Here is a 23,529-nt window from a genome sequence, read left to right as displayed (position 1 = left end):
GGCCCAAAGCTCCAGCGTCGTCTCGATCGATGCGCCCATCATCCATGACCTCCGAATCATGGTCGCCCATGGATTCAGAACTCGTCGAAAGACGCAACTGTAATGCTAGCCAAGCCGAAACAGTCCTTCGACCGCCTTCCCTACTTCGTCAGCGCGCTCTGACGTATCCCGCCGGTGCGCTTCAAATTCATGCCGATGACCGGCACAAGTTCGGAGGCGACCCGGACCGAGACGGTGATCGCCATCGCGCCAGCTCCGTCCAGGCGGGCGATCATGGCGCCCTTGAGCTGCTTGCGGTCGAGCCCGACGACGATGCGGTCGCCGTCGACATTGCCGGAAACAATATCGAGTCCCTTGCCCTTGGCGCCGTCCTGGAAGGCGCCGGTGTAGCCCTTGCCGGAGCGGACCACCTCGGCCCGCATCGGCTGCGAGAACACCCCGACGCGGCAGGAGCCGTCCAGCTCCATCCCCAATTTCTTCGGATGCTGGGAGCCGGCGAAGTCGCAGACGAACTTTGTGCCCTTGTACTTGCCGGCAACGATCTCGCCGGGGCCCGACCACTGGCCGACGACCTGGCGGAAGAACGCCTCGTCCGGTTCGGCAAGGGCAGGCGTCGCCAGTGCCGAACCGGCGGCGATGGCGAGAGCGAGACCGGCGGTCAGCATGCGGGACATGGGGCGAACCTTCCTGGCGGACGGGGTGGCTGGAACAGGCTGCCTTTATCGCCCGGAAGGGTTAATCAAGCCTTGCCGCGGTCTTCACGATTTGTCGCGTGACGTCTCATCCGAGGCTGATCGGGACGGCCGAATCGCACCGATCACGGTGAGATCGCCGAGGACGTCGCCGATCGATGGGCGGCGGACCCGCAGGAAGGGCAGGGGGCGGCAGAGATCCATCGCCGCGAGGCCGACCCGAGCGGTCAAGAGGCCGTTGACGACGCCTTCACCCAGCCGCGCCGACAGTTTTGCCGCGACCCCGTGGCCGAGCAATTGCTGCATGACGCCGTCGCCGATCGCGATCGTTCCGGTGACGGCCAGATGCGCCACGACGTCGCGGGTCAGCCGCACCAGGCCGAGCGTGCCCGGCCGGGCGCCGTAGAGCTCCGACATGCGGCGGATGAGCTTGACGGTCTCGAACAGCACATAGGCGACGTCGACCAGCGCCTTCGGGCTGACGGCGGTGACCACCGACACCCGCTTGGCCGAGACCAGAACGAGGGCGCGGGCTTCGGCGTCGAGCGGTGCGAGAAGCTCGCGTTCGGCCAGCGCGATGAGATCGGCGCCGTCGATCACCTCGTCGTCGAGTTCGGCCATCCGCGCCCGGCCGTGGGCGGTCTTCGGCCGTTCGGAGAGAAGTGTGGTCAACGTTCGCACGACGGTTTTCGCGTCCGCGGAGGAATTGGCCTCGTAGGCGGCGAGTGCGGCCTGGCGCTCCCGGTCGACGGCGGCCAGCCGCATCAGGCCGATGATTTCCCGCAGGGCCACGCCCAGCGCGCCGACGACGAGCAGGACGGCAACAACGAGCGCCGCCCATCCCAGCCACTCCGATCGGGCGAACAGATCCCGGATCAGGGCGTCGACGGCGAGGCCGACACCGAGCGAGACGAGAATGCCGAGGGCGCCGAGGAACAATTTGCCGAAGGAAAAGCCGTGGCGCCGCCGCGCCATCTGCTCGATCTCGAGCTCCACGATCGCCTCACGCTCGATGGCGTCGTCCGGCTCGATGGTGATCCGGGCCAGATCCTCGATGGCGCGTGGGGACCGCCCCGGCGCAGCGGTCTTTTGCTCCTGGTCGGAGCGGGGAATGCCCGTCTCTTCCAGCCGATACGCGCCGGGACGCCGGCCGGGGCGGGGGCTCTCGTCGCTGCTCATGCCAGGCGATCTCCCAACAGGAATTCGAGGGCCCGGTCGAGCCGGATATGCGGCAGCGAGAGCGTCATCCCGGCCGCGTCGCGTTCGAGCTTCGGCGGCTTGAAACGCACGAACCGGATCGGGTCCGCCGCGCCGCCGTCGCTGTCGACGAACAGCCGCGCGGGATCGGCCGGCAGATCGCCGGGGAAGATCGCCGTTTCGGTCTTGCCGTCGAAGGTTTCGTCGCCGATCGTCTCGCCGGCCGCGGGGGTGCCGACGATGACGGGCAGCGTGTCGCCGCGGTCATCGACGCTCGCCTCGCGGGTCGCCCGGATCGCGGCAAGGGCGAGAACGTCGGTTCGGGCGCCGGAAAATTTCGCGCGAGCGATGGCGTCGTCGAGCATTCGGCGAACGATGGATTCGAGCCTGCGATGGCTGTCGCGGTGGAGATGGTCGGCCTTGGTCGCGGCGACGAGGATGCGATCGATCCGCCTTGTCAGGAACGATCCGAGCCAGCTTGAGCGGCCGGGACGGAAGCAGGCGAGGATGTCGGCGAGCGCGGTTTCGAGATCGCGGACGGCCTCGGGGCCGGCGTTGATCGCCTGCATCACGTCGACGAGCAGGATCTGGCGGTCGAGCCGGGCGAAATGCTCGCGGAAAAAAGGTTTTACCACCACCGTCTTGTAGGCCTCGTAGCGCCGCGCCAGCAGCGCCGCGAGCGAGCCCTTCGGATAGGTGTGGCCGGGCTCGACCGGCAGCGGGGCGAAGGTGAGGGCGGGGGAGCCTTCGAGGTCGCCCGGCATCAGGAATCGCCCCGGCGGCAAAGTCGACAGGGCCGTCCTGTCGGCGCGGCAGGCTGTCAGATATTTGGCGAAGGCGGCGTGCAAGGCCTGGGCTGTCGGCTCGTCGGCCGGGGCTGCGAGATCCACCGTTTCGAGCAGCGCGAGATAGTCGCTGGCGAGAGGGCGGCGCGAGGGCAGCCGGGCGCGCGCGATCGCTTCAGTCGAGAAAGTCGAGAAATCCTTGTCCAGCAGCGGCAGGTCGAGCAGCCATTCGCCCGGATAGTCGACGATATCGATCGATAGCCGGCCACCGGAGAACATCCGTCCCCAACCCGACGCCGATTCATACTCGATCGTCAGCCGCAATTCGGAAATCGCCCGGGTCGATTGCGGCCAGGCCCGCTCCTCGAGGATCGTGCGGATATGGTCCTCATACTGGAAGCGCGGCACCGCGTCGTCCGGCTGCTCCTCCAGATAGCTGCGCAGGATGCGTCCCCCGGCCTGGGCTCCAAACAGCGGCAGCCGGCCCCCATGCAGGAGGTTGTGGACCAGCGCGGTAATGAAGACCGTCTTGCCGGCCCGCGACAGACCGGTGACGCCGAGACGCACGGTCGGGTGGAAAAGGCCGGTCGTCCGATCGGCGAAGGTATCGAGGACGAGACGGGCCTCGTCGGCAAGAGAGGTCATAGGCTGGGCGAAAATCCTCTGGAGATGGGCTGTCGGCGATATAGGCAGTGACGATGGGCGTCGAAAGTGCGCCTCCTTCGTCTAACGCAGATCATGGGGATCGACGAATTCGCGAAGCCGGCCGGTGCCCCGTTCGATCGCGTCCAGCGGCCCTGAAAACTCCACGACAGCGAGGCCGCAGGTGGGGAAGCCCATCCGAATGGCTTCGATGGCGGCGGGATCGCCATCCGCGATGAGCGACAGGGTGAATTCCTCGATCACCGGATTGTGCCCGACGAGGAGGATCGCATCGCAATCGCCGTGGCGCCGCGCGGCGTCGTAATAGGCCTCGACGCCCATGGCATAGAGGGCGTCCGAGGCTTCCTCGCGGCCTTCAGTCGGAAGTTTGGGGCGAATCCGGTCATAGGTCTCGCTCGCCCGCTTCGCCGTCGAACACACCACCACGTCGAAGCGGTAGCCTTTCCTTGCGATGAACTCCGCGAGCCGGTCGGCTTCCTTGCGTCCTCGCGCATCCAGCGGACGGTGGTGGTCGCGCTGGCCGGGAAGGGCCCACGATGAATGCGCGTGGCGCAGGATGTAGAGGCGGCGGCTGGGCGATAAGGCGGACATGGCGATGGACTATGCCGAAACGACGGCATCGGGCAATCCGGTGACGGTCAAGCGCGCGCGCTGCTGACCCGGAAAGGCGGCATCGAGGCTCTTCATGCCGAAACCCGCGAACGCACGGGCCGGCACGTTTGTTGCCCGTCATAGCCGTGTCATCGCGCGGGCCGATGAGTCCCGTCGAAAAGCGAAGAAAAACGGGATGTTAGAAACCCGTTCACTTTCAAGTTGTAGTCTATGAACAACTTGTTCGCTGCGGAAAGCGTCGTTATAAGCCCGATTGCGTGAACGGAGGTGCGTGATGAGCGAGACACTCAATATAGAGACGACCTTGTCCGAGGACGGGCAGTTCATGAACGATGGCCAGAGGGATTATTTCCGCAAGAAGCTGCTGGCCTGGAAAGCGGAAATCCTGCGCGAGTCGCGAGAGACACTTGCCGCCCTGGCCAATGACAACAGCAATCTCGCCGATGCGGCCGATCGCGCCTCGTCGGAAACGGACCGCGCCATCGAGTTGCGGGCGCGCGACCGCCATCGCAAGTTGATCGCCAAGATTGACGACGCGCTGGAGCGGATCGACGAGGGCACCTACGGCTATTGTGAAGAGACGGGTGAACCGATCAGCCTGAAGCGGCTGGACGCCCGCCCGATCGCGACGATGTCCCTGGAAGCGCAGGAGCGGCACGAGCGCCGCGAGAAGGTCTATCGGGACGAATAGCTCCCTGGACGGGGTCTTTTAGACACCGAGATTTCGGCTGGCGCCTATAGGCTCAGCCAGCGAAAATTTGGCCTGGTCCCGAGTGGCGGGGCGTGAATCGAAGAGCAACTGAACAACCCTCCATCACTGGTTTTCCGCACCTGCCATTTTAGTGGATGAGCTGTTACAGCCACCGGGCTCCTCCCAGATCCTCGCATACAGCCTGCCCAATGTGTCGGTGTCAGAGCAGCGACCGGCCTCGGTATCGCGCGGCGGCATAAGTTGGCTTCAGGGTTTCAGTGCCAGGCGGACACCAGAAGTTATCCGGGGATTGCCCGACTCAGTTGGCCTTGCGATCGCTGTCGTCGCCGAAATTGAAGTCGCCCAGCAACCGTTCCATTTCCTCTTCGAGTGTCAAAGGCACAGGCGCCGCGGCGGTGCGGGGCGGCGTGTCCGGCTGAACTGCCGAGCGAGGAGGCGTACCGCCTCCGGTGGATGAGGCAGGCGGAGTTGGTGCGACAACGCGCGGTGCCTCGGTCGCCGTCGCGGGATCCGGCTCTGATCTGGAGGCCTCGACTGGGGGCGCTCCGCGCGGCGCATTCGCACCTGAATCGCCGTCGTCGGGCTTGTCGGCGAAGAAGGCGTCGTTGCCAAAATCCGCATCCATCTCGGCCGAAAGGAAGTCCTCGAGACTCGGCTCGGCATCCGGAACGGACGGACGTTTCGGCGCGGCCTCCGTCTGGCTTGAGGACGTGGAACTCCCCCCGGCGGCAGGCGGTCCCGAACGCTGCCGATCCCGCTGGTCGGGGTCGGTAAGCGACGAGTTCGCGTTATCTTGACGTGTCGTCGCCTCGGCTGCCTTAGGGGCTGGCTGCGGCATTTCCGCCGGCACCTTGCGATTTTGTATCGCCGTGGCGAAGCTCCTGACCGACAGCGGCTGCCGCGGCGGGTCCCGGCGATCGACGGCATCGACGGCATCGACGGCAATGGCCGGTGCGGTCGCATCCTGCACGCGTTCGAGGGTTGGGGACTGGGCGCGATTCATTTGCGCGCGCAGATCGGCGCGGGGCTGCTCGGCCTTGGAGGCCATCGGATCGCGTTGCACATCCGGCACTGCCAGCGACGGCTCACGTCGGCCGGAGGCAGGCGAGGCGGGGAGCGCCGCGTCCGATTTGGAGGCGGGAGACTCCGACGAGACGTTCCCGGCGTCCGTCGTCGACCGGCTCTGCCGCAGGTTGAGCGTCGGCGTCGCGATCGAACGTGGAGGAAGGCTCCGCGCGGATGCTGGTGAGCGATCGGTATCTATTTCCGGAATGGGGGCCGCGCTGTATGCGGGCGCCTTGGCCTGTTCGGTGCCGGCCGCCATTGGAGATGGCGGGACAGTCGGAGCCGGGGGCACCGGCAAGGGCGCCGTCATCGGCGTGGGACGGGACTTGTTCTCGGATGGGGTCCGCGATGCGACCGCTTCCTGGTGGCGTGGTTCAGGGCGTGGAGCCAGCGGTTTCGCTTCCGGGGCAGGAATCGGAACGGGAATCGGTGCGACACCTCGACTGGATGCCGGTTCCGCCGACATATCGTCTTCGAATTCCGGGAAGTCGCCGCGTGGTTCGTCCCGACGGACGCCAGTCGTGGCTCGAACGCGCAGAATGCTGCCCTCGATGAGCACATCGTTCTGCCCACCGACGAGTACGAGATGCTCGACCTCGTCGCGTCGCACCAGGACGAGGCGGCGTTTCTCGTCGATTCGGGCGACATCCATGACCGCCAGTCGCGGAGCGCTCCCTTTGAAGCCGGTGCCGATTCGGCTGCCGAAGGCTTTTTTGGCGAGCACGATCATCAGTATTGCCAATAGGCACACGGCGGTCGCCACGATCGCCACCCAGACGATTGACGCGAGACTTTCGCCTACTAGGTCGACGATCCATTGGGGCATGGGCGCGATTTCCTCCTGCGGCGCCGGAGACCAGCGAAGTTTTCTTCCGTCACCCAACCCGGTTGACCGATCTTTCGGTCCGGGGCAAGTGCAACGTCAGCTTGGCTGTTCATAATGCGTGGACAACGGTGCGCGAAGTCAGCATGGGCATTTTTCGTGGTCTTGGTTGAATAAAGCTTGGACGCGATCACTCGCCTCGGATTCGCTTTTGATTCATAGTTGCGGCAAGCAGGGGCGAATCGACATGGATGGAGCGGCGATGGGCGCGGCCGAGAAGCCTTTGATCGACCGGGCTGCGGCCGCATCGGGTGTGCGGCGCCTGCTCGTTCTGGGTGGCTTGTTGACCGTCCTGGCGGCATCGCTGGCGCTGTTTGGCCACGCCTATGGCGCAATCGCGCTGCTGGTGATCTTTGGTGGCCTCGCCGTGGCTGGAATCGCCGCGATCTTCGCCACCGCACTCGGCTTCGTGCAATTTACCGGCCGAATCGGCGAAGGCGCGATCGCCAAGGACTTTCTCGATACCGCGCGCAACGGGACGCTGATCGTCGATCGCAAAGGGCGAATCATCTACGCCAACAGTGCCTATGGCGAGACGACCGGCGCGACGACGGCCGCCGGCGTGAAAACTCTGGAACGGCTGTTGGCGCGTGAACCGGAGGCCTCCGAGGCGATCTATTTCCTCGCCAATCTGGCGCGTGAAAATCGTTCCGGCCAGCGCGAGTTTCGTCTGCCGCGCAGCCTCGCAGCGATGGCGGCTGGCAACGGCACGCCGCATTGGTATCGGGCCTCGGTGCGCCCGCTCGCGACCTCGCGTGGAACGCTGCAAGCCTGGCAGATTCTCGATATCACCGCCGACCGCCAGTCGCAGGAAAGTTCCTTCCAGGATCTCCAGCACGCGATCGACTATCTCGACAGGGCGCCCGCGGGTTTCGTGGCGACGGACGCGGATCTGAAGATCGCCTATCTCAACGCCACGCTGGCCGGATGGCTGGGCGTCGATCTGGTCGAGTTCAAGCCCGGCGGGCTTTCACTTCTCGATTTCGTGCCGGAAGCGTCACGCGCGTTGCTGGCGCCCAATGCCAGCGACGATGACGCGGACGGAACCAGCATCGTCGATCTCGATCTCATCACCCGCGACGGGCAAAGCCTTCCGGTGCGGCTCCTGCGCAAGCCGGTGGCAGACGACGCCGCGGCGCCGGGGATCGTGCGAACGCTCGTTCTCAGCCGCAGCGCGAAGAGCGAAGCGGCGGATACGGCGGAGCTGGCCGAGGCGCGTTTCACCCGCTTCTTCAATTCGTCCCCCATGGCGATCGCGGCGCTGGACGAGGACGGGCGCGCGATCCGTTCCAACGCGGCCTTCCGGCAGGTCTTCGGTCTGGATGCATCCGGCGGCACCGCCGAGATCGTCGGTAGCATCCGCGAAAGCGATCGCGATGGTCTGCGACAGGCGCTCGCTGCCGCGGTTCGCGGGCAAGCTGGAATCGCGCCTGTCGATGCCGAAATTCTGGGCGAGAGGCCGCGCTCTGTCCGGCTTTATATCAGCGCGATTCCGAAGGCCGGCCCGGACACTCACGAAGCGGCGATTCTCTACGGTGTCGAGATCACCGAGCAAAGGGCGCTGGAGGAGCAATTCGCCAAAAGCCAGAAGATGCAGGCGATCGGCAATCTGGCCGGCGGTATCGCCCACGACTTCAACAACGTGCTGACGATCATCACCGCGTCTGTGGACTTTCTCCTGCTCAACCATCGCACCGGAGATCCCTCGTTCCAGGACCTTTTGCTGATCAAGCAGAGCGCCAACCGCGCTGCCTCGCTGGTGCGCCAGTTGCTGGCCTATTCGCGCCGGCAGACGATGCGGCCGAAGATGCTCAACCTCACCGACGTCGTCGCCGACATGCACCTGCTCCTGAAGCGTGTCAGCGGCGATCACGCCAAGCTGGAGCGTCATCACGCCCGTGACCTGTGGCCAGTGATGGCCGATATCGGCCAATTCGAGCAGGTGATCACCAATCTGGTTCAAAATGCCCGCGACGCGATGCCCGACGGCGGAACGATCACTATCTCCACTCGCAATGTCGAGGCCGCCGAAGCCCGCGGCTTTGCATATGCGGAACTGACCGAAGGCGAGTATGTCCTGGTCGAGGTCGCGGACACCGGAACCGGGATTCCATCGGACCTCGCCGAACGCATTTTCGAGCCGTTCTTCACCACCAAGGAGATCGGCAAGGGCACTGGCCTTGGCCTGTCGATGGTCTATGGCATCGTCAAACAGTCGAGCGGCTTCATCTTCGTCGACTCCAAGGCCGGCGAGGGCACGGTCTTTCGAATCTTCCTGCCACGGCACATCCCAGATCAGGTCGCGGCGGCGAAAATCGCGGCGAGTGCGATCGCCCCCTCAAACGCCAAGCTCGACCTTTCGGGAACGGCGTCGATCCTGCTCGTCGAGGACGAGGATCACGTGCGGGCCGGCAATGTCCGCGCTCTCAAGATGCGCGGCTACGACGTCCACGAAGCCGCCTCCGGCATCGAGGCGCTGGAAGTGATGGAAGAACTGGACGGTCAGATCGAGCTCGTGGTCTCCGACGTGGTCATGCCGGAAATGGACGGGCCATCGCTGCTCCGCGAGATGCGCAAGAAGCGACCGGATCTGAAATTTATCTTCGTGTCGGGCTACGCCGAGGACGCGTTCGCCAAGAACTTGCCGGAGGGCGAAAAGTTCGGCTTCCTCGCCAAGCCGTTCTCGCTGCGCGAACTGGCCGTCGCCGTCAAAACCATGATTGACGAATAGGCTCGAACCGCTGCCGCTTCCCAGCTCACGCGGTCTTGGCCATGGCGACGGCGATGCGTCCGGCCAGCCGCGCGTTGGCCTCGACCAGCGCGATGTTGGCGGCGAGCGAGCGCCCCTCGCTCAAATGATACATGCGATCGAGCAGGAACGGCGTGACGGCCTTGCCGCTGATCCCCTGGACTTTCGCGTCGCTGAGGGCCTGTTCGATCCAACCCTCGACCATTCCGCGCGGCAACGCCTGATCCTTCGGCACCGGATTGGCGACCAGCATACCCCCGCCGATCGAAAGAGAGCTCCGCGCTCTCTGAAAGGCGGCGATCTCGTCCGCCGTATCGAGCCGAAGGGGGGCGGGCAGGCCGGATTCGCGCGACCAGAAGGCAGGTAACTCATCGGTGCCGTAGCCGATGACCGGAACGCCTTTTGTCTCCAAGACTTCCAGGGTTTTATTGAGATCGAGAATCGCCTTCGCCCCGGCGCAAACCACGATAACCGGCGTACTCGCAAGCTCCTCCAGATCGGCGGAAATGTCGAAGCTCGTATCGGCGCCGCGATGAACGCCGCCGATACCGCCGGTGGCGAAGACGCCGATCCCGGCGAGATCGGCGGCGATCATCGTCGCAGCGACCGTGGTCGCGCCGGTTCGCCCCGTGGCGACGGCATAGGCAAGGTCGGCCCGCGACAGCTTCATCGCATCCCGGGTCGTCGCGAGTGCGTCCAGTTCCTGGTCGTCGAGTCCGACAACCAAGTGCCCATCCAGAACCGCGATGGTCGCTGGGACGGCGCCTTGCTTGCGTATGATCGCCTCGACATTGCGGGCCATGTCGCGGTTCTGTGGATAGGGCATGCCGTGGGTGATGATGGTCGATTCCAGCGCCACCACTGGCCGTCGGCTGCGAATCGCATCAGTGACCTCGGCAGAGGACCTGAACGGGAGCGTCACGGACATCACAGCGACCTTTCCGGTAAATGAGGATCTGGCAGAGCCGCGGCGCCCTCCTGGATCAGTCGAGAGAAATCGCGTGGCGGAAACGGATCGACAGAAATCCGGATCGATGACGCTACCAGGCCCGCGCGGACGCAATCGATCCATTCACGCCCCTCGCAAAGGCCGACGAGCGCGGCTGCGGCCAGCGTGTCCCCGGCGCCGGTGACGTCCCTTGGAATCACGACGGGGGGCTCCTGGAAGGCGATCGTCTCTCCGTCAATCACCACGACTTGCCTCGGTCCATCGGTAATGACGGCGCGCCGTGCACCGAGTTCGATCAGGAGTTCGGCGAGGAGCCTGGGGCTCGTGCCAGAACTGGCCTCGACCAGGCTTGCCGCCTCGGCATGCGAAAGAAACAGCGCCGAAAGCGAGCGAATTGCCCCGTGCAGGCGGCGAACTTTGGCGGGCGAGACACCTATCGCCGCGATGGGACGCCCGCCGGCGGCCTTCGCCAGCGCGTCGATCGATCCGCTCGGCAGGTTCGCGTCGACCAGCAATGCGTCGACCTCATCTATCGCTGCCCTGACATGCCGCCGCGTGAACACGCGCGGAACCAGGAGATCGTAAAGGCCCATGTCCGCGACGCCGGCAACAAGCTCGCTCCGGTCGTCCAATATGGCCGTATAGGTTGGTGTCGCCCGGTCGATCCAGGTGATGGAGACATCGGTGAACTTGCGAGCGGCGATTGCCTGGGCAATTCGGTAGCCGTCGGAATCGCCGCCCCTGGCGCTTTGCAGCACCACCGCGCAACCGAGCGCGTCCAGCGTCAAGGCGGCGTTGAACGCGGCACCGCCCGGCATGTCGAAGAAGCGGCCGGGGTTCGACGCGGCGGGACGATACGGCGCATCGGCCTTGGCGCGCCGGTCGATATGGGCCGCACCGACAACGAAGACGGAGAGGGAATGAGATGAAATTCCGGACTTCTTCATAAAACTTTAACAGACAGTGAGAGCGGACTGCGATTCGGCTTGCGACGATAAACCGGAACAAACCAGGAATATGGGCTTGCCCAATGAGAACAAATAGCGTACACGTTTGGTTCAGGCCGCATCATTGCACCCCCGTCCAACGCGTGGAATAAGGTCCCGTCTCCATGGCACAGAACACACTCCGTCTCGTCGAGGAAAATTCGTTGGACAAGAACAAGGCTCTCGATGCCGCGCTTTCGCAGATCGAGCGGGCGTTCGGCAAGGGCTCGATCATGCGGCTCGGCGCGAACGAGAAGATCGTCGAGATCGAAACCGTGTCGACGGGCTCGCTCGGACTCGACATCGCGCTCGGTGTCGGCGGGCTGCCGAAAGGCCGGGTCATCGAGATCTACGGGCCGGAAAGTTCGGGCAAGACGACGCTCGCCCTGCATACGATCGCCGAGGCCCAGAAGAAGGGCGGGATCTGCGCCTTCGTCGACGCCGAACACGCGCTGGACCCGGTCTATGCCAGGAAGCTCGGCGTGGATTTGGAGAATCTGCTGATCTCGCAGCCCGATACCGGCGAGCAGGCCTTGGAGATAACCGACACCCTGGTTCGCTCGGGCGCGATCGACGTGCTGGTCATCGATTCGGTCGCGGCGTTGACGCCGCGGGCGGAAATCGAGGGCGAGATGGGCGATTCCCTGCCGGGCATGCAGGCGCGACTGATGAGCCAAGCGCTGCGTAAGCTGACCGGTTCGATCTCCCGCTCTAAATGCATGGTCGTTTTCATCAACCAGATCCGCATGAAGATCGGCGTAATGTTCGGTTCGCCGGAGACGACCACGGGCGGCAACGCCTTGAAGTTCTATGCCTCGGTTCGTCTGGACATTCGCCGTATCGGCGCGATCAAGGACCGCGACGAGGTCGTCGGCAACCAGACCAAGGTCAAGGTCGTCAAGAACAAGCTGGCGCCGCCGTTCAAGCAGGTTGAATTCGACATCATGTATGGCGAGGGCGTGTCGAAGACCGGAGAACTCATCGATCTCGGCGTCAAATCCGGGATTGTCGAAAAATCCGGCGCCTGGTTCTCCTACAACAGTCAGAGACTGGGGCAAGGGCGCGAGAATTCGAAGAATTTCCTGCGCGACAATCCCAGTGTCGCCAATGAGATCGAGGCCCTGATCCGCCAGAACGCCGGCCTGATTGCCGAGCAACTGCTCGTCGATCCCGGCGGCGAGGACAGTGCCGACGAGGGCTGAACCGCCGGGCTCCGGTCGCGGCCGTCGCTGAGATGCGCGCCGGCGAACCGGAGCTTGATGGACACTGCTTCCGGGCCTCTGTACAAAGCGCCTTCGATAGGGATCGGAGGCGCTTCTTTGCGTGGTCCGGCCGTGTTTTTCCGTCAGTTTTCCGAAGGTCGCATTCATGAGTGGCGTCAACGAAATCCGGTCCGCGTTTCTCGATTATTTCGCGAAGAACGACCACGAGCCGGTCGCGTCCTCGCCGCTGGTGCCGCGCAACGACCCGACGCTGATGTTCACCAACGCCGGGATGGTGCAATTCAAGAACGTCTTCACCGGCGTGGAGAAGCGTCCTTACTCCCGGGCCGTCACCTCGCAGAAATGCGTGCGCGCCGGCGGCAAGCACAACGACCTCGACAATGTCGGCTATACCGCCCGCCATCACACCTTCTTCGAGATGCTGGGGAACTTCTCTTTCGGCGATTATTTCAAGGCTCGGGCGATCGAGCTCGCCTGGAACCTGATCACCAAGGAGTTCGATCTGCCGGCGGACCGGATGCTGGTGACCGTTTTTTCCGAAGATGAAGAGGCGGCCACCCTCTGGCGCAAGATTGCGGGGCTGCCCGACGACCGCATCATCCGCATCGCTACTTCGGACAATTTCTGGTCGATGGGCGAGACTGGCCCGTGCGGCCCGTGTTCGGAGATCTTTTTCGACCACGGCGAGGGCATTCCCGGCGGGCCTCCGGGCAGCCCGGACGAAGACGGAGACCGGTTCATCGAGATCTGGAACCTGGTCTTCATGCAGTTCGAGCAGCTCTCGGCCGACGAGCGCATGGAGCTGCCGCGTCCGTCGATCGACACGGGCATGGGGCTGGAGCGGATCGCGGCCGTCCTCCAGGGCGTCCACGACAATTACGATATCGATCTGTTCAAGGCGCTGATCGAGTCGGTCGAGGCGGCGGTCGGTTCGCGGGCCGAGGGTGACAAGATTGCCAGCCACCGGGTCATCGCCGACCATTTGCGGGCGACCGCGTTTCTCATCGCGGACGGGGTGCTGCCGTCCAACGAGGGACGCGGCTACGTGTTGCGGCGGATCATGCGGCGGGCAATGCGCCATGCCAAGTTGCTCGGCGCGCGCGAGCCGGTGCTGTTCAAGGTGCTGCCGACGCTGGTCGCCGAGATGGGCCGTGCCTTTCCCGAACTCGTGCGGGCCGAGGCATTGATTTCGGAAACGCTGAAGCTCGAGGAGAAGCGATTCCTGCAGACCCTTGATCGCGGTTTGACGCTGCTGACGGATGCGACCGAAGGCATGGGCGCCGGCCAGAAGCTCTCCGGCGAGACGGCGTTCAAGCTTTACGACACTTATGGTTTTCCGCTCGATCTGACCCAAGACGCACTGCGCCAGCGCGGCATCGAGGTCGATCTCGACGCGTTCAATACGGCGATGGCGCGCCAGAAGGCCGAGGCACGGGCCAGTTGGTCCGGCTCCGGAGACGCGGCGTCTGAAACTATCTGGTACCCGATCCGCGAGCGCGCCGGTGCGACGGAGTTCCTCGGCTACGATACCGAGCGGGCGGAGGGCGTGGTCATGGCGCTGGTCAAGGACGGGCAGGAGTTGAACCGTGCCGAGACGGGCGAGGAAATCTTCGTCGTTCTCAACCAGACGCCATTTTATGGCGAATCGGGCGGCCAGCTCGGCGACGCCGGCACGATGCGCGGCGAAAACGTCGAGATCGATATCACCGATACGCAGAAGGTGGCGGATGGTTTGTTCATCCATCGCGGCACGGTCAAGGCGGGCGCGGTTCGCGGCGGCCAGCCGCTCGACCTTCAGGTCGATCATTCGCGGCGGTCGCGTATCCGGCTTAATCATTCGGCGACCCATCTTCTCCATGAGGCACTGCGTCAGGTGCTGGGCACCCATGTGGGCCAGAAGGGCTCGATGGTTGCGCCGGGGCGGCTGCGCTTCGACTTCTCCCATCCCAAGCCGTTGGACGCGCGCGAGATCGCCGAAGTCGAGCGGCTGGCCAATCGGATCGTGCTGCAGAACGCTTCGGTGGAGACCCGGCTGATGGCGGTGGACGACGCGATGGCGGCGGGAGCGATGGCGCTGTTTGGTGAGAAATACGGCGACGAGGTCCGGGTGGTCTCGATGGGGACGGCCGAGGAGGGCGAAAAGGCTGGCCGGCCGTTCTCGATCGAGCTCTGCGGCGGCACGCATGTTTCCGCGACCGGCGACATCGGGTTGGTCCATATCGTCGGCGAGAGCGCTGTCGGTGCCGGCGTGCGGCGCATCGAGGCGCTCACGGGCGAGGCGGCGCGGGCCTACTTCGTCGAACAGGACGAGCGCGTGCGACGCATGGCGTCGGCGCTGAAGGTCGCGCCCGCCGAGGCGGCGGAGCGGTTGGAGGCGGTCGTCGAGGAGCGGCGTCGGTTGGAGCGCGAACTCGCTGAGGCGAGGAAGCGGCTCGCGCTCGCCGGTGACGGTGCCGGACAGGGTTCGTCCGCCGCGCCGAAGGATGTCGGTGGCGTCAGCTTCATGGGACGGGTACTCGAGGGCGTCGCCGGCAAGGATCTCAAGGGCCTCGTCGACGAAGCCAAGGCCGGGCTCGGCTCGGGCGTCGTCGTGTTCGTCTGCGTCGCCGACGGCAAGGCCAGCGTCGTCGTCGGCGTCACGCCGGATCTGACCGAGCGGTTCGACGCGGTGTCGCTGGTGCGGCAGGCCAGCGCGGCGATCGGTGGCAAGGGCGGCGGTGGACGGCCGGATATGGCGCAGGCGGGCGGGCCCGACGGGGATAAAGCGAGCGACGCCGTGTCGGCGGTCGAGGCGGCGCTCGCGGCCTGACCGCCGTGGTCGGTTGGACGGGTGACTTTTGAAGGCTCGCAGCAGGCGACCTTCTGGGGCACCCGATCGACGGAGATCGGGTTGCGTCGACATTGGCCCAGCGCTGGCGCTAACGAGCGGACAGCATGAAAAAGGGGAGCGGCCCGGCCGCTCCCCTTTTTCTATTTGCGCGTGACGCTGGCGCTCAGGCCATCGCCTTCTGCAGGTTCTCGTCGATCTTGTCGAGGAAACCGGTGGTCGACAGCCAGGGCTGGTCAGGGCCTATCAGCAGCGCCAGATCCTTGGTCATGAAGCCGCTTTCGACGGTGGAGATGCAGACCTTTTCCAGCGTGTCGGCGAAGCGCTTCAACTCGGCGTTGTCGTCGAGCTTGGCCCGGTGCGCGAGGCCGCGCGTCCAGGCGAAGATCGAGGCGATCGAGTTCGTCGAGGTCTCCTGGCCCTTTTGATGCTGGCGATAGTGCCGCGTCACTGTGCCGTGCGCGGCTTCCGCCTCGACGGTCTTGCCATCGGGGGTCATCAGCACGGAGGTCATCAGGCCGAGCGAGCCGAAGCCCTGCGCGACCGTGTCGGACTGGACGTCGCCGTCGTAGTTCTTGCAGGCCCAGACGTAGCCGCCGGACCACTTCATCGACGATGCCACCATGTCGTCGATCAGGCGATGCTCATAGACGATGCCCTTGGCGTCGAACTCGGTCTTGAACTCTGCGTCGAAAATCTCCTGGAAGATATCCTTGAAGCGGCCGTCATACTGCTTGAGGATCGTGTCCTTGGTGGAGAGGTAGACGGGGTAGCCGCGCTGCAGGCCGTAATTCAACGACGCGCGGGCGAAATCGCGGATCGAATCGTCGAGATTGTACATCGCCAGGGCAATGCCGGAACTCGGCGCGTCGAAGACCTCGTGCTCGATCGTCTCGCCGTCCTCGCCGACGAATTTGATCGTCAGCTTGCCCTTGCCCGGAAACCTGAAGTCCGTCGCGCGGTACTGGTCGCCATAGGCATGGCGGCCGATGATGATCGGCTTGGTCCAGCCGGGTACGAGGCGCGGCACATTCTTGGCGATGATCGGCTCGCGGAAGATGACGCCGCCGAGGATGTTGCGAATGGTGCCGTTCGGTGAGCGCCACATCTTCTTCAGATTGAATTCGCTCACCCGGCCCTGATCCGGGGTGATCGTGGCGCATTTCACGCCGACGCCATATTGCTTGATCGCATTGGCCGCGTCGATCGTCACCTGGTCGTCCGTCGCGTCGCGATGCTCGACGCCGAGATCGTAATATTTCAGGTCGATGTCCAGATAGGGGTGGATCAGCTTTTCCTTGATGAAATGCCAGATGATCCGAGTCATCTCGTCGCCGTCGAGTTCCACGACCGGATTGTCGACCTTGATCTTTGCCATCGGCGCCTTCCTTGAAAACAAATCGGCGGCCTGATGGGCCGCGCAGGTGACGAAAGGAAGCGGGGCCGCTTCCCGAAGCTCAGCGCGCCCTATAGCACCGGCACCCGCCGGCGCAAAGCAGCGTGGCCGTTTTGCTGGCACTACCGGGCGGGCGGATATTGAATTACCAGGAGTCGCATATGCCGAAGTCGGTTCTCGTCGAGGCGCCCTGCGGGCCGGTGCGCGGCATCGAGGAGAACGGCATTGCCGGATTCCGCGGCATTCCCTATGCCGAGCCGCCGGTTGGCCGGGCCCGCTTCGCCGCCCCCAAACCCGCCCGGCGCTTCGCGGCTATTTTTCACGCGGACGGTTACGGGCCGGCCGCGCCGCAGCGCCGATCGCTGCCGGAGCCGTTCGCCAGGCTCTCCCCAGTGACGCGTTCCTTCAGTGAGAGCTGCCTCAATCTGCATGTCTGGACGCCGGACATAACCGGGCGAAGACCTGTTTTGGTCTTCATCCATGGTGGTGGTTTCATCATCGGCGCGGGCGCGCAATATCCCGGCGACGATCTCGCTCGTCGCGGCGACATCGTTGTGGTGACGTTGAACTACCGCCTGGGCTTCTTTGGCTTCAATGCCTTTGCCGAGATCTTTCCGGGCGACGATCGCTTCGCCGCCAACGCCGGCCTTCTGGATCAGCGACTGGCACTTGAATGGGTGCGGGACAATATCGCGGCCTTCGGCGGCGATCCCGACCGCGTCACCATCGCCGGCGAGTCGGCCGGCGCGGCGTCCGTCGCGTTCCACCTCGTCGCCCATCGCTCCCAGCCGCTCTATGCCCAAGCGATCCTGCAGTCCGGAACGCTGAACCTCTTCTACACGCGCGACCGGGCAATGGAGGTGAGCCGGGACGTTCTGCGGATCGTGTCGCCGAAAGGGGATCCGGAACGGCTCTTTCGGCTAGATCACGACGCCTTCGCCGTGGCCACGCGATCTCTGGCGGACAAGCACACCGGGATCTTGTCCCGCCCGTATCTCGATGGCGCCGAGCTTCCCGAGACGAGCCTGCCGGCGCTCTATGGCGCGATGAGGCCGGTGCCGGTGCTGATCGGGACGAACCGCGACGAATTCTCGCTTTTCAGCGAATTGTCGATGTTCCGCATCGACAGCGGCAAGGCGGCACTGGCCGAGTGGGTCGAAAGCGCGGCCGGGGCCGAGACGGCGCGCCGCATCTCCCGACTTTATTCGGACGACCGGGGCGGGCGGATTGGCTTCGGCACCGATCTCCTGTTTCGGATGGCGGCGATCCACCAGGCCGATGTTCATTCGAGCCGCGCGCCGACCTTCATGTATCGTCTCGACTGGGAGGCAAAGGGCCTGATGTCGCGCCTTGGCGCGACGCATTCGCTCGATCTGCCGCTCCTCTTCGAGGACTTTCTCAAGCCGTTTCGCGCCGTTTATCTCGGCATTCTGCCGGACCCTCGGCGCCGAGCGCTGGCCGAGCGAATGCGGAGCCACTGGATGCGCTTCGTCAACCAAGGCCGACCGGGCGAAGACTGGCCCGCCTATGATGCCGACACCCGCGAGACGAAAATCTTCGCGCTCCGCGATCGTGTGCTGTCCGATCCCGATCGTGTCCGCCGCGTCGCGTGGCAGGGGGTCGACGGCTATACGTTTTGAGCGATCGCAGGCCGGCAAAATCGCGCCACGACTTGGCGGGGCGGAAGGAGCGCGCTATCAGCCGTGCGGCAAGAAGGATCGCGAATTTGATGCCCGCCCGCACCCCTCCCACGCCGGAACCAGGACCGGTGATCGTCCTCGTCGAGCCGCAGCTCGGCGAAAACATCGGCATGGTCGCGCGGGCCATGGCGAATTTCGGTCTCGTCGATCTGCGCCTGGTCAAGCCGCGCGACGGCTGGCCGAGCGACAAGGCAAGGGCCGCGGCGTCCCGTGCCGACCACGTTATCGACGCCGTCTGTCTGTTCGATTCGGTCGAGGCGGCGGTGGCCGATCTGACGTTCATCCTCGCCACGACGGCGCGGGCGCGCGACAGCTTCAAGCCGGTGCGGGGGCCGGAGACGGCGGCGGGCGAATTGCGGGCGCGAATCGGTGCCGGCCAGCCCGCCGGTATCCTGTTTGGCCGGGAGCGTTTCGGACTGTCGAACGAAGAGGTCGGGCTCGCCGACGAGATCGTGACATTTCCGGTCGATCCGGCGTTTGCCTCGCTCAATATCGCCCAAGCCGTGCTGTTGATGAGCTATGCATGGCGCATGGCGGGCACGGACGATCCGGCCAAGCCGCGCTTCGCCGCGCCCGAGGCCCCGGCGGCGAAGAAAGCCGATCTTCACGGGCTGTTCGGACACCTGGAATCCTCGCTGGCCAAGACGGGATATTTCCATCCGCCCGAAAAGCGCGAGGTGTTCGTCCAGAACCTTCGCACCATGCTGACCAAGGCCGGCTTTTCCGAACCCGAAGTGCGGACCCTGCGCGGTGTCGTCAAGGCGTTCGATTTCGCCATCGCACGGGGAGAGGGCGCGAAATGAGCGATCCCATTCTGGTCTTCGATTCCGGCATCGGCGGCCTGACGGTTCTGCGAGAGCTGAGAACCGTCATGCCGGATCGCCGTTTCGTCTATGTCGTCGACGACGCGGGCTTTCCCTATGGCGATTGGGAGGAGGCGCCACTGGTTCAGCGCGTCTCGGGCCTTTTCGCGGAGTTGATCGCGACCCACCGGCCCACCGCCGCCGTCATCGCCTGCAATACGGCTTCGACGCTGCTGCTGCCGGAGTTGCGGGAACGCTTCTCCATTCCTTTCGTCGGCACCGTGCCCGCTATCAAGCCGGCGGCCGAGCGCACCCGTTCGGGCCTCGTCAGCGTGCTTGCGACCCCAGGCACGGTGCGGCGCGACTATACGCGCGGCCTGATCGACAATTTCGCGCGTCAATGCGAGGTGACGCTGGTCGGCTCCCAGAAGCTGGCCGGTATGGCGGAAAGCCATATCCGGGGGCAGGCGGTCGACGGAAAAGCCCTATGGGGCGAGATCGCCGAGTGCTTTGTCGAGCGGGACGGACGGCGCACCGACATTGTCGTCCTTGCTTGCACGCACTATCCGTTTCTGGCCAACATATTCCGCAAGCTGGCCCCATGGCCGGTCGACTGGCTCGACCCCGCCGAGGCGATCGCGCGGCAAGCATTCAAGGTGTCAGGCGCGGCCGTTACGGCTGAACTGCCGGAGGGCTTCGACCATGCGGTCTTCACCTCCGGCGCGCCAGACCACGCGACCCGGCGACTGATTCACGGATTCGGACTGGCGCTGTGAGCCGTTCCGCAGGCTGAAATCAGCCGCGCTGAAAGGTAAGATCCGAGACCGTCACTGCCTTGCCGTCGATCTTTTCCACGACCTGCATCCGGAAGGACTCTCCGTCAGGGTTCTTGATCAGCATCCGCGCCGTGTTGTCATCGTAGATGACGCGGCCCCAGGTCACCCTGAGATCGAGCGTATCGCCCTTCAGCTTGCCGACGAGGCGGGCCGGGCCGCTGGATGAGCCCGTATAGGTTCCCGAATAGGTGCCGGTCGCCGGATCGAGTTTGAGGTCGGCGCCGATCGTCCGACTCATGATCAGCATGGCCCGGCAGGTTCCAGCCAACGAGAACGAGGTCTTGCTGCCGCGGCTGCCCGCGACCTTGCAACTCACATTGTTCGGTCGCGGGAGTTGCTCCACCTTCACCGAACCGCCGCCGGTCCAGCCACCATCGTAGCGGGCGAAATAGTCGGCGGGCTGGGCCGCGCCCGCGAGGACCGAAACGGTCAGAAACGCAGCGGTCGACGGGAACATCAGGGGCTTCATGGCGGATCCGTTTCTTTGGCTGGTCAGCGGCCCAGCTTTGGCGAGCCGTTGCGGCCGATTGATGACGAATTGCGCCGCAAAACCGTGCCGAGGGGAACGACCTCGCGCCGTTGGCGTTGGTCCGTCAACACACTCACGAAGGCTTGACCGCACATGGATATCATCCGCATCATCGTCGCCATCCTCCTGCCGCCGCTCGGCGTCTTTCTGCAGGTGGGCCTGGGCAAGCATTTTTGGATCAACGTCCTCCTGACTCTGTTTGGTTACATCCCCGGCATCATCCACGCCATCTGGGTCATCGCGAAGTACTGAGGTCGGTCTTCGTAGGGGGCGTTGACACCCATGCGGCCGGCCATTAGGAAGCACTCATCCGGTTGGGATCCGTTCCAGCCGGTTTTTGACGTGTCCCGTGGACGGCATCGCCTCGTGCCCATGCCGTCCTGTCAGTCCGCGAAAATGGCGGGCAGAGGAGGGCGCGTTTCCTTGAAGCCCGCGGACGGTCTGCCGGGCTTCGTTGCTATTGAAGGAAATGCGATGAGCAAGCGCGCATCAGCGAAATACAAAATCGATCGCCGCATGGGCGAAAACATCTGGGGACGCCCCAAGTCCCCGGTCAACCGCCGTCAGTACGGGCCGGGCCAGCACGGCCAGCGCCGCAAGGGCAAGGTCTCCGACTTCGGCGTGCAGCTGCGCGCCAAGCAGAAGCTCAAGGGCTATTACGGCGACGTTTCGGAAAAGCAGTTCCGCAAGATCTACGAAGAGGCCGCACGCCGTCGTGGCGACACCTCCGAGAACCTGATCGGCCTCCTGGAGAGCCGGCTCGACGCCGTCGTCTATCGCTCGAAATTCGTCGCAACGGTCTTTGCGGCACGCCAGTTCGTCAACCATGGTCATGTCAACGTCAACGGCCGGCGCACGAACATCCAGTCCTACGTCTGCAAACCGGGCGACGTGATCGAGGTGCGGCCGAAATCAAAGCAGTTGGCCATCGTGCTCGAGTCGATCCAGCTCGCCGAGCGCGACGTGCCGGAATATATCGAGGTCGATCATCAGAAAATGGTCGCGACCTACCAGCGTGTGCCGGGCCTCCACGATGTGCCGTATCCGGTGCAGATGGAGCCGAACCTGGTCGTCGAGTTCTACTCGCGCTGATAGCCGTTCGATCCGTTACGAATGCGAAGGCCGTCCCTCGGGGCGGCCTTTTGTTTTGCGACGTCGCCGTTTAGACGGAGGCGAAACGGGGAAGGGACGATGATGCTGGAGGAAGATCGCCGCGACGCCGCTGATCTGACTGACGAAGTCGGCGAGCCGGAGAGCGACGCCGGGGGCGTCCATCCGCTGTTTCGCGACGTGCCGTCGTCAGTCGGTTTCAAGAAACTGCGCAAGCGCCTGTTGCGTGAAATGCGCGAAACGATCACGCAGTGCGCCATGGCGCGGCCCGGCGCCCGCTGGCTCGTTGGTATTTCCGGCGGCAAGGATTCCTACGCGCTGCTGGCGCTGCTGCACGACCTCAAATGGCGCGGCCTGCTGCCGGTCGATCTTCTGGCCTGCAATCTCGATCAGGGCCAGCCGAACTTTCCCAAGCACGTCCTGCCGGATTTCCTGACCCGCTTCGGCATCGTGCACAGGATCGAATATCGCGACACCTATTCGGTCGTGACCGAAAAGGTGCCGGAGGGCGCCACCTATTGCGCGCTGTGTTCGCGGCTGCGGCGCGGCAATCTCTATCGCATAGCGCGCGAGGAAGGTTGCGAGGCACTGGTTCTCGGCCATCACCGGGACGACTGCCTCGAAACCTTCTTCATGAACCTGTTTCATGGCGGCCGGCTCTCGGCCATGCCCGGCAAGCTTCTCAACGATGATGGCGACCTTCTCGTCCTGCGCCCGCTCATCCGGTCGGCCGAGGAGGATATAGCAAAATTCTCCGCCGCCATGGCGTTTCCGATCATCCCCTGCGATCTCTGCGGCAGCCAGGACGGGCTACAGCGCAATGTCACAAAACAGATGCTCGCCGACCTGGAGCAGCGGTTTCCCGGCCGCAAGCAGGTGATGATGCGGGCGCTGTCGAACGTGCGGGCCGGGCACCTGCTCGATCCGTCGCTGTTCGATTTCGCCTCTCTTTCTCCTTCGTCCGAAAGCCGAGACTCATGACCCGTTCCGTCAACATCGACCGCCTGGCCGAGATCCTGCGCGCTGCCGCCAAGGCCGAAATCATGCCACGCTTTCGCAATCTGTCCGACGCCGACATCCGCGAAAAGACATCGGCGACCGATCTCGTGACGGAAGCCGACGAGGCGGCGGAACGCTTCATCGCGCGCGAATGCGGTGCGCTTGCTCCTGGCGCGCTGTTCGTCGGCGAGGAATCGGTCGCCGCGAATACCGGCCTTCTCGATCAGCTTGACGGTGTCGATCTGGCGATCGTCGTCGACCCGATCGACGGGACGGCCAACTTCGCCGCTGGTCTTCCGCTATTCGCTGTCATGGCTGCGGTGGTGGCAAAGGGCGAAACCGTCGGCGGCATCATCTACGATCCGCTGGGCGATGACTTCATGCTGGCGGAGAAGGGGGCGGGCGCTGTGCGCAAAACGCCTTCGGGAGAGACGCAACCGCTCAGCGTGGCAAAGCCCGTCGCGCTGGCCGATGCTGTCGGCTGCGTCAGCGCGACCCATTTTCCCGCCGACGAGAAGGCGGCCTTGTTGCCCCGCCTCGGAGCGGTGAAGATCGTCGGCAACTATCGCTGCGCGGGGCACGAGTATCGCCTGCTCGCTTCGGGCGGGACGCATTTCTCGCTCTATGCCAAGCTGATGCCGTGGGACCATCTGGCCGGATGCCTGCTGGTCGCCGAGGCGGGTGGGCATGTCGCCAAGGCCGACGGCTCATCCTATACGCCGAGGGACCGCGACGGCTCGCTGATAGCGGCGTGCGATCCTGGCCTCTGGCGGGATGTCCGGAACGGGCTGCTGCCCGTTTAGGCTCGCTGCC

At 64.6% G+C, this 23,529-nt stretch carries 20 protein-coding genes; 11 read left to right on the top strand and 9 right to left on the bottom strand.

Translation table 11 applies throughout. The features are described 5' to 3' along the window. Positions 1-140: 140 nt before the first annotated feature. The 4 genes from VSX60_RS16460 to VSX60_RS16445 all read right to left on the bottom strand — a co-directional run bounded on the left by VSX60_RS16460 (position 141) and on the right by VSX60_RS16445 (position 3,928). Positions 141-674, bottom strand: a complete 534-nt coding sequence (locus VSX60_RS16460; RefSeq protein WP_327625349.1) for a hypothetical protein — start codon at positions 672-674, stop codon at positions 141-143. Between the two features lie 84 nt (positions 675-758). Continuing rightward, on the bottom strand, positions 759-1,871 hold the full coding sequence (locus VSX60_RS16455; protein ID WP_327625348.1) for a YcjF family protein: 1,113 nt from the start codon (positions 1,869-1,871) through the stop codon (positions 759-761). Then, positions 1,868-3,319, bottom strand: coding sequence for a YcjX family protein (locus VSX60_RS16450; protein WP_327625347.1), 1,452 nt, complete (start codon positions 3,317-3,319; stop codon positions 1,868-1,870). Before VSX60_RS16450 ends, VSX60_RS16455 begins: the two co-directional genes overlap by 4 nt. An 81-nt stretch (positions 3,320-3,400) precedes the next feature. Continuing rightward, entirely contained in the window at positions 3,401-3,928 is a 528-nt protein-coding gene (locus tag VSX60_RS16445; RefSeq protein WP_327625346.1) for a SixA phosphatase family protein, read from the bottom strand. Between the two features lie 295 nt (positions 3,929-4,223). Here VSX60_RS16445 and dksA point away from each other — a divergent pair, with 295 nt between their 5' ends. Next, positions 4,224-4,640: an RNA polymerase-binding protein DksA gene (gene dksA / locus VSX60_RS16440; RefSeq protein WP_327625345.1), complete on the top strand. Its 417-nt coding sequence runs from the start codon at positions 4,224-4,226 to the stop codon at positions 4,638-4,640. Positions 4,641-4,959: 319 nt separating this feature from the next. Here dksA and VSX60_RS16435 read toward each other — a convergent pair whose 3' ends face one another. Further along, a complete protein-coding gene (locus VSX60_RS16435; RefSeq protein ID WP_327625343.1) occupies positions 4,960-6,552 on the bottom strand; it encodes a hypothetical protein in 1,593 nt (530 codons plus the stop codon). A gap of 244 nt (positions 6,553-6,796) precedes the next feature. On the opposite strand from VSX60_RS16435, the gene cckA reads away from it, so the two are divergent. Then, the gene (cckA, locus tag VSX60_RS16430) at positions 6,797-9,340 is read left to right on the top strand and encodes a cell cycle histidine kinase CckA (protein ID WP_327625342.1); all 2,544 of its coding nucleotides are present in this window, start codon (positions 6,797-6,799) and stop codon (positions 9,338-9,340) included. Positions 9,341-9,365: 25 nt separating this feature from the next. On the opposite strand, the gene VSX60_RS16425 is transcribed toward cckA, so the two are convergent. Beyond that, positions 9,366-10,286 carry a pseudouridine-5'-phosphate glycosidase gene (locus tag VSX60_RS16425; RefSeq protein WP_327625341.1) on the bottom strand — a complete coding sequence of 307 codons (921 nt, stop codon included), beginning with the start codon at positions 10,284-10,286 and terminating at the stop codon, positions 9,366-9,368. Continuing rightward, the gene (locus VSX60_RS16420; protein WP_327625339.1) at positions 10,286-11,254 is read right to left on the bottom strand and encodes a carbohydrate kinase family protein; all 969 of its coding nucleotides are present in this window, start codon (positions 11,252-11,254) and stop codon (positions 10,286-10,288) included. The genes VSX60_RS16425 and VSX60_RS16420 overlap by 1 nt, the downstream gene beginning before the upstream one ends. A gap of 164 nt (positions 11,255-11,418) precedes the next feature. Between VSX60_RS16420 and recA the strand changes: the two genes are divergently transcribed. After that, positions 11,419-12,495, top strand: a complete 1,077-nt coding sequence (recA, locus tag VSX60_RS16415; RefSeq protein ID WP_327625337.1) for a recombinase RecA — start codon at positions 11,419-11,421, stop codon at positions 12,493-12,495. Positions 12,496-12,661: 166 nt separating this feature from the next. Then, positions 12,662-15,325, top strand: coding sequence for an alanine--tRNA ligase (gene alaS / locus VSX60_RS16410; protein ID WP_327625336.1), 2,664 nt, complete (start codon positions 12,662-12,664; stop codon positions 15,323-15,325). 184 nt (positions 15,326-15,509) lie between these two features. Here alaS and VSX60_RS16405 read toward each other — a convergent pair whose 3' ends face one another. Beyond that, a complete protein-coding gene (locus tag VSX60_RS16405; protein WP_327625335.1) occupies positions 15,510-16,721 on the bottom strand; it encodes an NADP-dependent isocitrate dehydrogenase in 1,212 nt (403 codons plus the stop codon). Between the two features lie 179 nt (positions 16,722-16,900). Between VSX60_RS16405 and VSX60_RS16400 the strand changes: the two genes are divergently transcribed. From VSX60_RS16400 to murI, 3 genes are all read left to right on the top strand, one after another. Continuing rightward, positions 16,901-18,379, top strand: a complete 1,479-nt coding sequence (locus VSX60_RS16400) for a carboxylesterase/lipase family protein (protein WP_327625334.1) — start codon at positions 16,901-16,903, stop codon at positions 18,377-18,379. A gap of 89 nt (positions 18,380-18,468) precedes the next feature. Further along, the gene (locus tag VSX60_RS16395) at positions 18,469-19,242 is read left to right on the top strand and encodes an RNA methyltransferase (protein WP_327625333.1); all 774 of its coding nucleotides are present in this window, start codon (positions 18,469-18,471) and stop codon (positions 19,240-19,242) included. After that, positions 19,239-20,018, top strand: a complete 780-nt coding sequence (gene murI / locus VSX60_RS16390) for a glutamate racemase (RefSeq protein ID WP_327625331.1) — start codon at positions 19,239-19,241, stop codon at positions 20,016-20,018. The genes VSX60_RS16395 and murI overlap by 4 nt, the downstream gene beginning before the upstream one ends. A gap of 19 nt (positions 20,019-20,037) precedes the next feature. Here the strand turns inward: murI and VSX60_RS16385 are convergent, their stop codons facing one another. Next, a complete protein-coding gene (locus VSX60_RS16385) occupies positions 20,038-20,547 on the bottom strand; it encodes a hypothetical protein (protein ID WP_327625330.1) in 510 nt (169 codons plus the stop codon). Between the two features lie 153 nt (positions 20,548-20,700). Between VSX60_RS16385 and VSX60_RS16380 the strand changes: the two genes are divergently transcribed. The 4 genes from VSX60_RS16380 to VSX60_RS16365 all read left to right on the top strand — a co-directional run bounded on the left by VSX60_RS16380 (position 20,701) and on the right by VSX60_RS16365 (position 23,519). Continuing rightward, positions 20,701-20,859, top strand: a complete 159-nt coding sequence (locus tag VSX60_RS16380; RefSeq protein ID WP_206454445.1) for a YqaE/Pmp3 family membrane protein — start codon at positions 20,701-20,703, stop codon at positions 20,857-20,859. A gap of 222 nt (positions 20,860-21,081) precedes the next feature. Beyond that, positions 21,082-21,699 carry a 30S ribosomal protein S4 gene (gene rpsD, locus VSX60_RS16375; protein WP_327625351.1) on the top strand — a complete coding sequence of 206 codons (618 nt, stop codon included), beginning with the start codon at positions 21,082-21,084 and terminating at the stop codon, positions 21,697-21,699. Between the two features lie 102 nt (positions 21,700-21,801). Further along, entirely contained in the window at positions 21,802-22,698 is an 897-nt protein-coding gene (ttcA, locus tag VSX60_RS16370; RefSeq protein ID WP_327625327.1) for a tRNA 2-thiocytidine(32) synthetase TtcA, read from the top strand. Next, on the top strand, positions 22,695-23,519 hold the full coding sequence (locus tag VSX60_RS16365) for an inositol monophosphatase family protein (protein WP_327625326.1): 825 nt from the start codon (positions 22,695-22,697) through the stop codon (positions 23,517-23,519). Before ttcA ends, VSX60_RS16365 begins: the two co-directional genes overlap by 4 nt. The last annotated feature ends 10 nt before the right edge of the window (positions 23,520-23,529 follow it).

It is taken from the genome of Aurantimonas sp. A3-2-R12 (assembly GCF_036016755.1).
Taxonomy (GTDB): Bacteria; Pseudomonadota; Alphaproteobacteria; order Rhizobiales; family Rhizobiaceae; genus Aurantimonas; species Aurantimonas coralicida_A.
This window is presented reverse-complemented; position numbering and strand designations above follow the sequence as displayed.

Bases quoted from the DNA above. Each gene is read 5' to 3' on its own strand.
- VSX60_RS16455 (WP_327625348.1), bottom strand. From the start codon at position 1,871: ATGAGCAGCGACGAGAGCCCCCGCCCCGGCCGGCGTCCCGGCGCGTAT.
- cckA (WP_327625342.1), top strand. From the start codon at position 6,797: ATGGATGGAGCGGCGATGGGCGCGGCCGAGAAGCCTTTGATCGACCGG.
- VSX60_RS16420 (WP_327625339.1), bottom strand. From the start codon at position 11,254: ATGAAGAAGTCCGGAATTTCATCTCATTCCCTCTCCGTCTTCGTTGTC.
- murI (WP_327625331.1), top strand. From the start codon at position 19,239: ATGAGCGATCCCATTCTGGTCTTCGATTCCGGCATCGGCGGCCTGACG.
- VSX60_RS16400 (WP_327625334.1), top strand. From the start codon at position 16,901: ATGCCGAAGTCGGTTCTCGTCGAGGCGCCCTGCGGGCCGGTGCGCGGC.
- VSX60_RS16460 (WP_327625349.1), bottom strand. From the start codon at position 674: ATGTCCCGCATGCTGACCGCCGGTCTCGCTCTCGCCATCGCCGCCGGT.
- VSX60_RS16425 (WP_327625341.1), bottom strand. From the start codon at position 10,286: ATGTCCGTGACGCTCCCGTTCAGGTCCTCTGCCGAGGTCACTGATGCG.
- VSX60_RS16435 (WP_327625343.1), bottom strand. From the start codon at position 6,552: ATGCCCCAATGGATCGTCGACCTAGTAGGCGAAAGTCTCGCGTCAATC.
- VSX60_RS16380 (WP_206454445.1), top strand. From the start codon at position 20,701: ATGGATATCATCCGCATCATCGTCGCCATCCTCCTGCCGCCGCTCGGC.
- recA (WP_327625337.1), top strand. From the start codon at position 11,419: ATGGCACAGAACACACTCCGTCTCGTCGAGGAAAATTCGTTGGACAAG.
- ttcA (WP_327625327.1), top strand. From the start codon at position 21,802: ATGCTGGAGGAAGATCGCCGCGACGCCGCTGATCTGACTGACGAAGTC.
- rpsD (WP_327625351.1), top strand. From the start codon at position 21,082: ATGAGCAAGCGCGCATCAGCGAAATACAAAATCGATCGCCGCATGGGC.
- VSX60_RS16385 (WP_327625330.1), bottom strand. From the start codon at position 20,547: ATGAAGCCCCTGATGTTCCCGTCGACCGCTGCGTTTCTGACCGTTTCG.
- alaS (WP_327625336.1), top strand. From the start codon at position 12,662: ATGAGTGGCGTCAACGAAATCCGGTCCGCGTTTCTCGATTATTTCGCG.
- VSX60_RS16445 (WP_327625346.1), bottom strand. From the start codon at position 3,928: ATGTCCGCCTTATCGCCCAGCCGCCGCCTCTACATCCTGCGCCACGCG.
- VSX60_RS16395 (WP_327625333.1), top strand. From the start codon at position 18,469: ATGCCCGCCCGCACCCCTCCCACGCCGGAACCAGGACCGGTGATCGTC.
- VSX60_RS16405 (WP_327625335.1), bottom strand. From the start codon at position 16,721: ATGGCAAAGATCAAGGTCGACAATCCGGTCGTGGAACTCGACGGCGAC.
- dksA (WP_327625345.1), top strand. From the start codon at position 4,224: ATGAGCGAGACACTCAATATAGAGACGACCTTGTCCGAGGACGGGCAG.
- VSX60_RS16365 (WP_327625326.1), top strand. From the start codon at position 22,695: ATGACCCGTTCCGTCAACATCGACCGCCTGGCCGAGATCCTGCGCGCT.
- VSX60_RS16450 (WP_327625347.1), bottom strand. From the start codon at position 3,319: ATGACCTCTCTTGCCGACGAGGCCCGTCTCGTCCTCGATACCTTCGCC.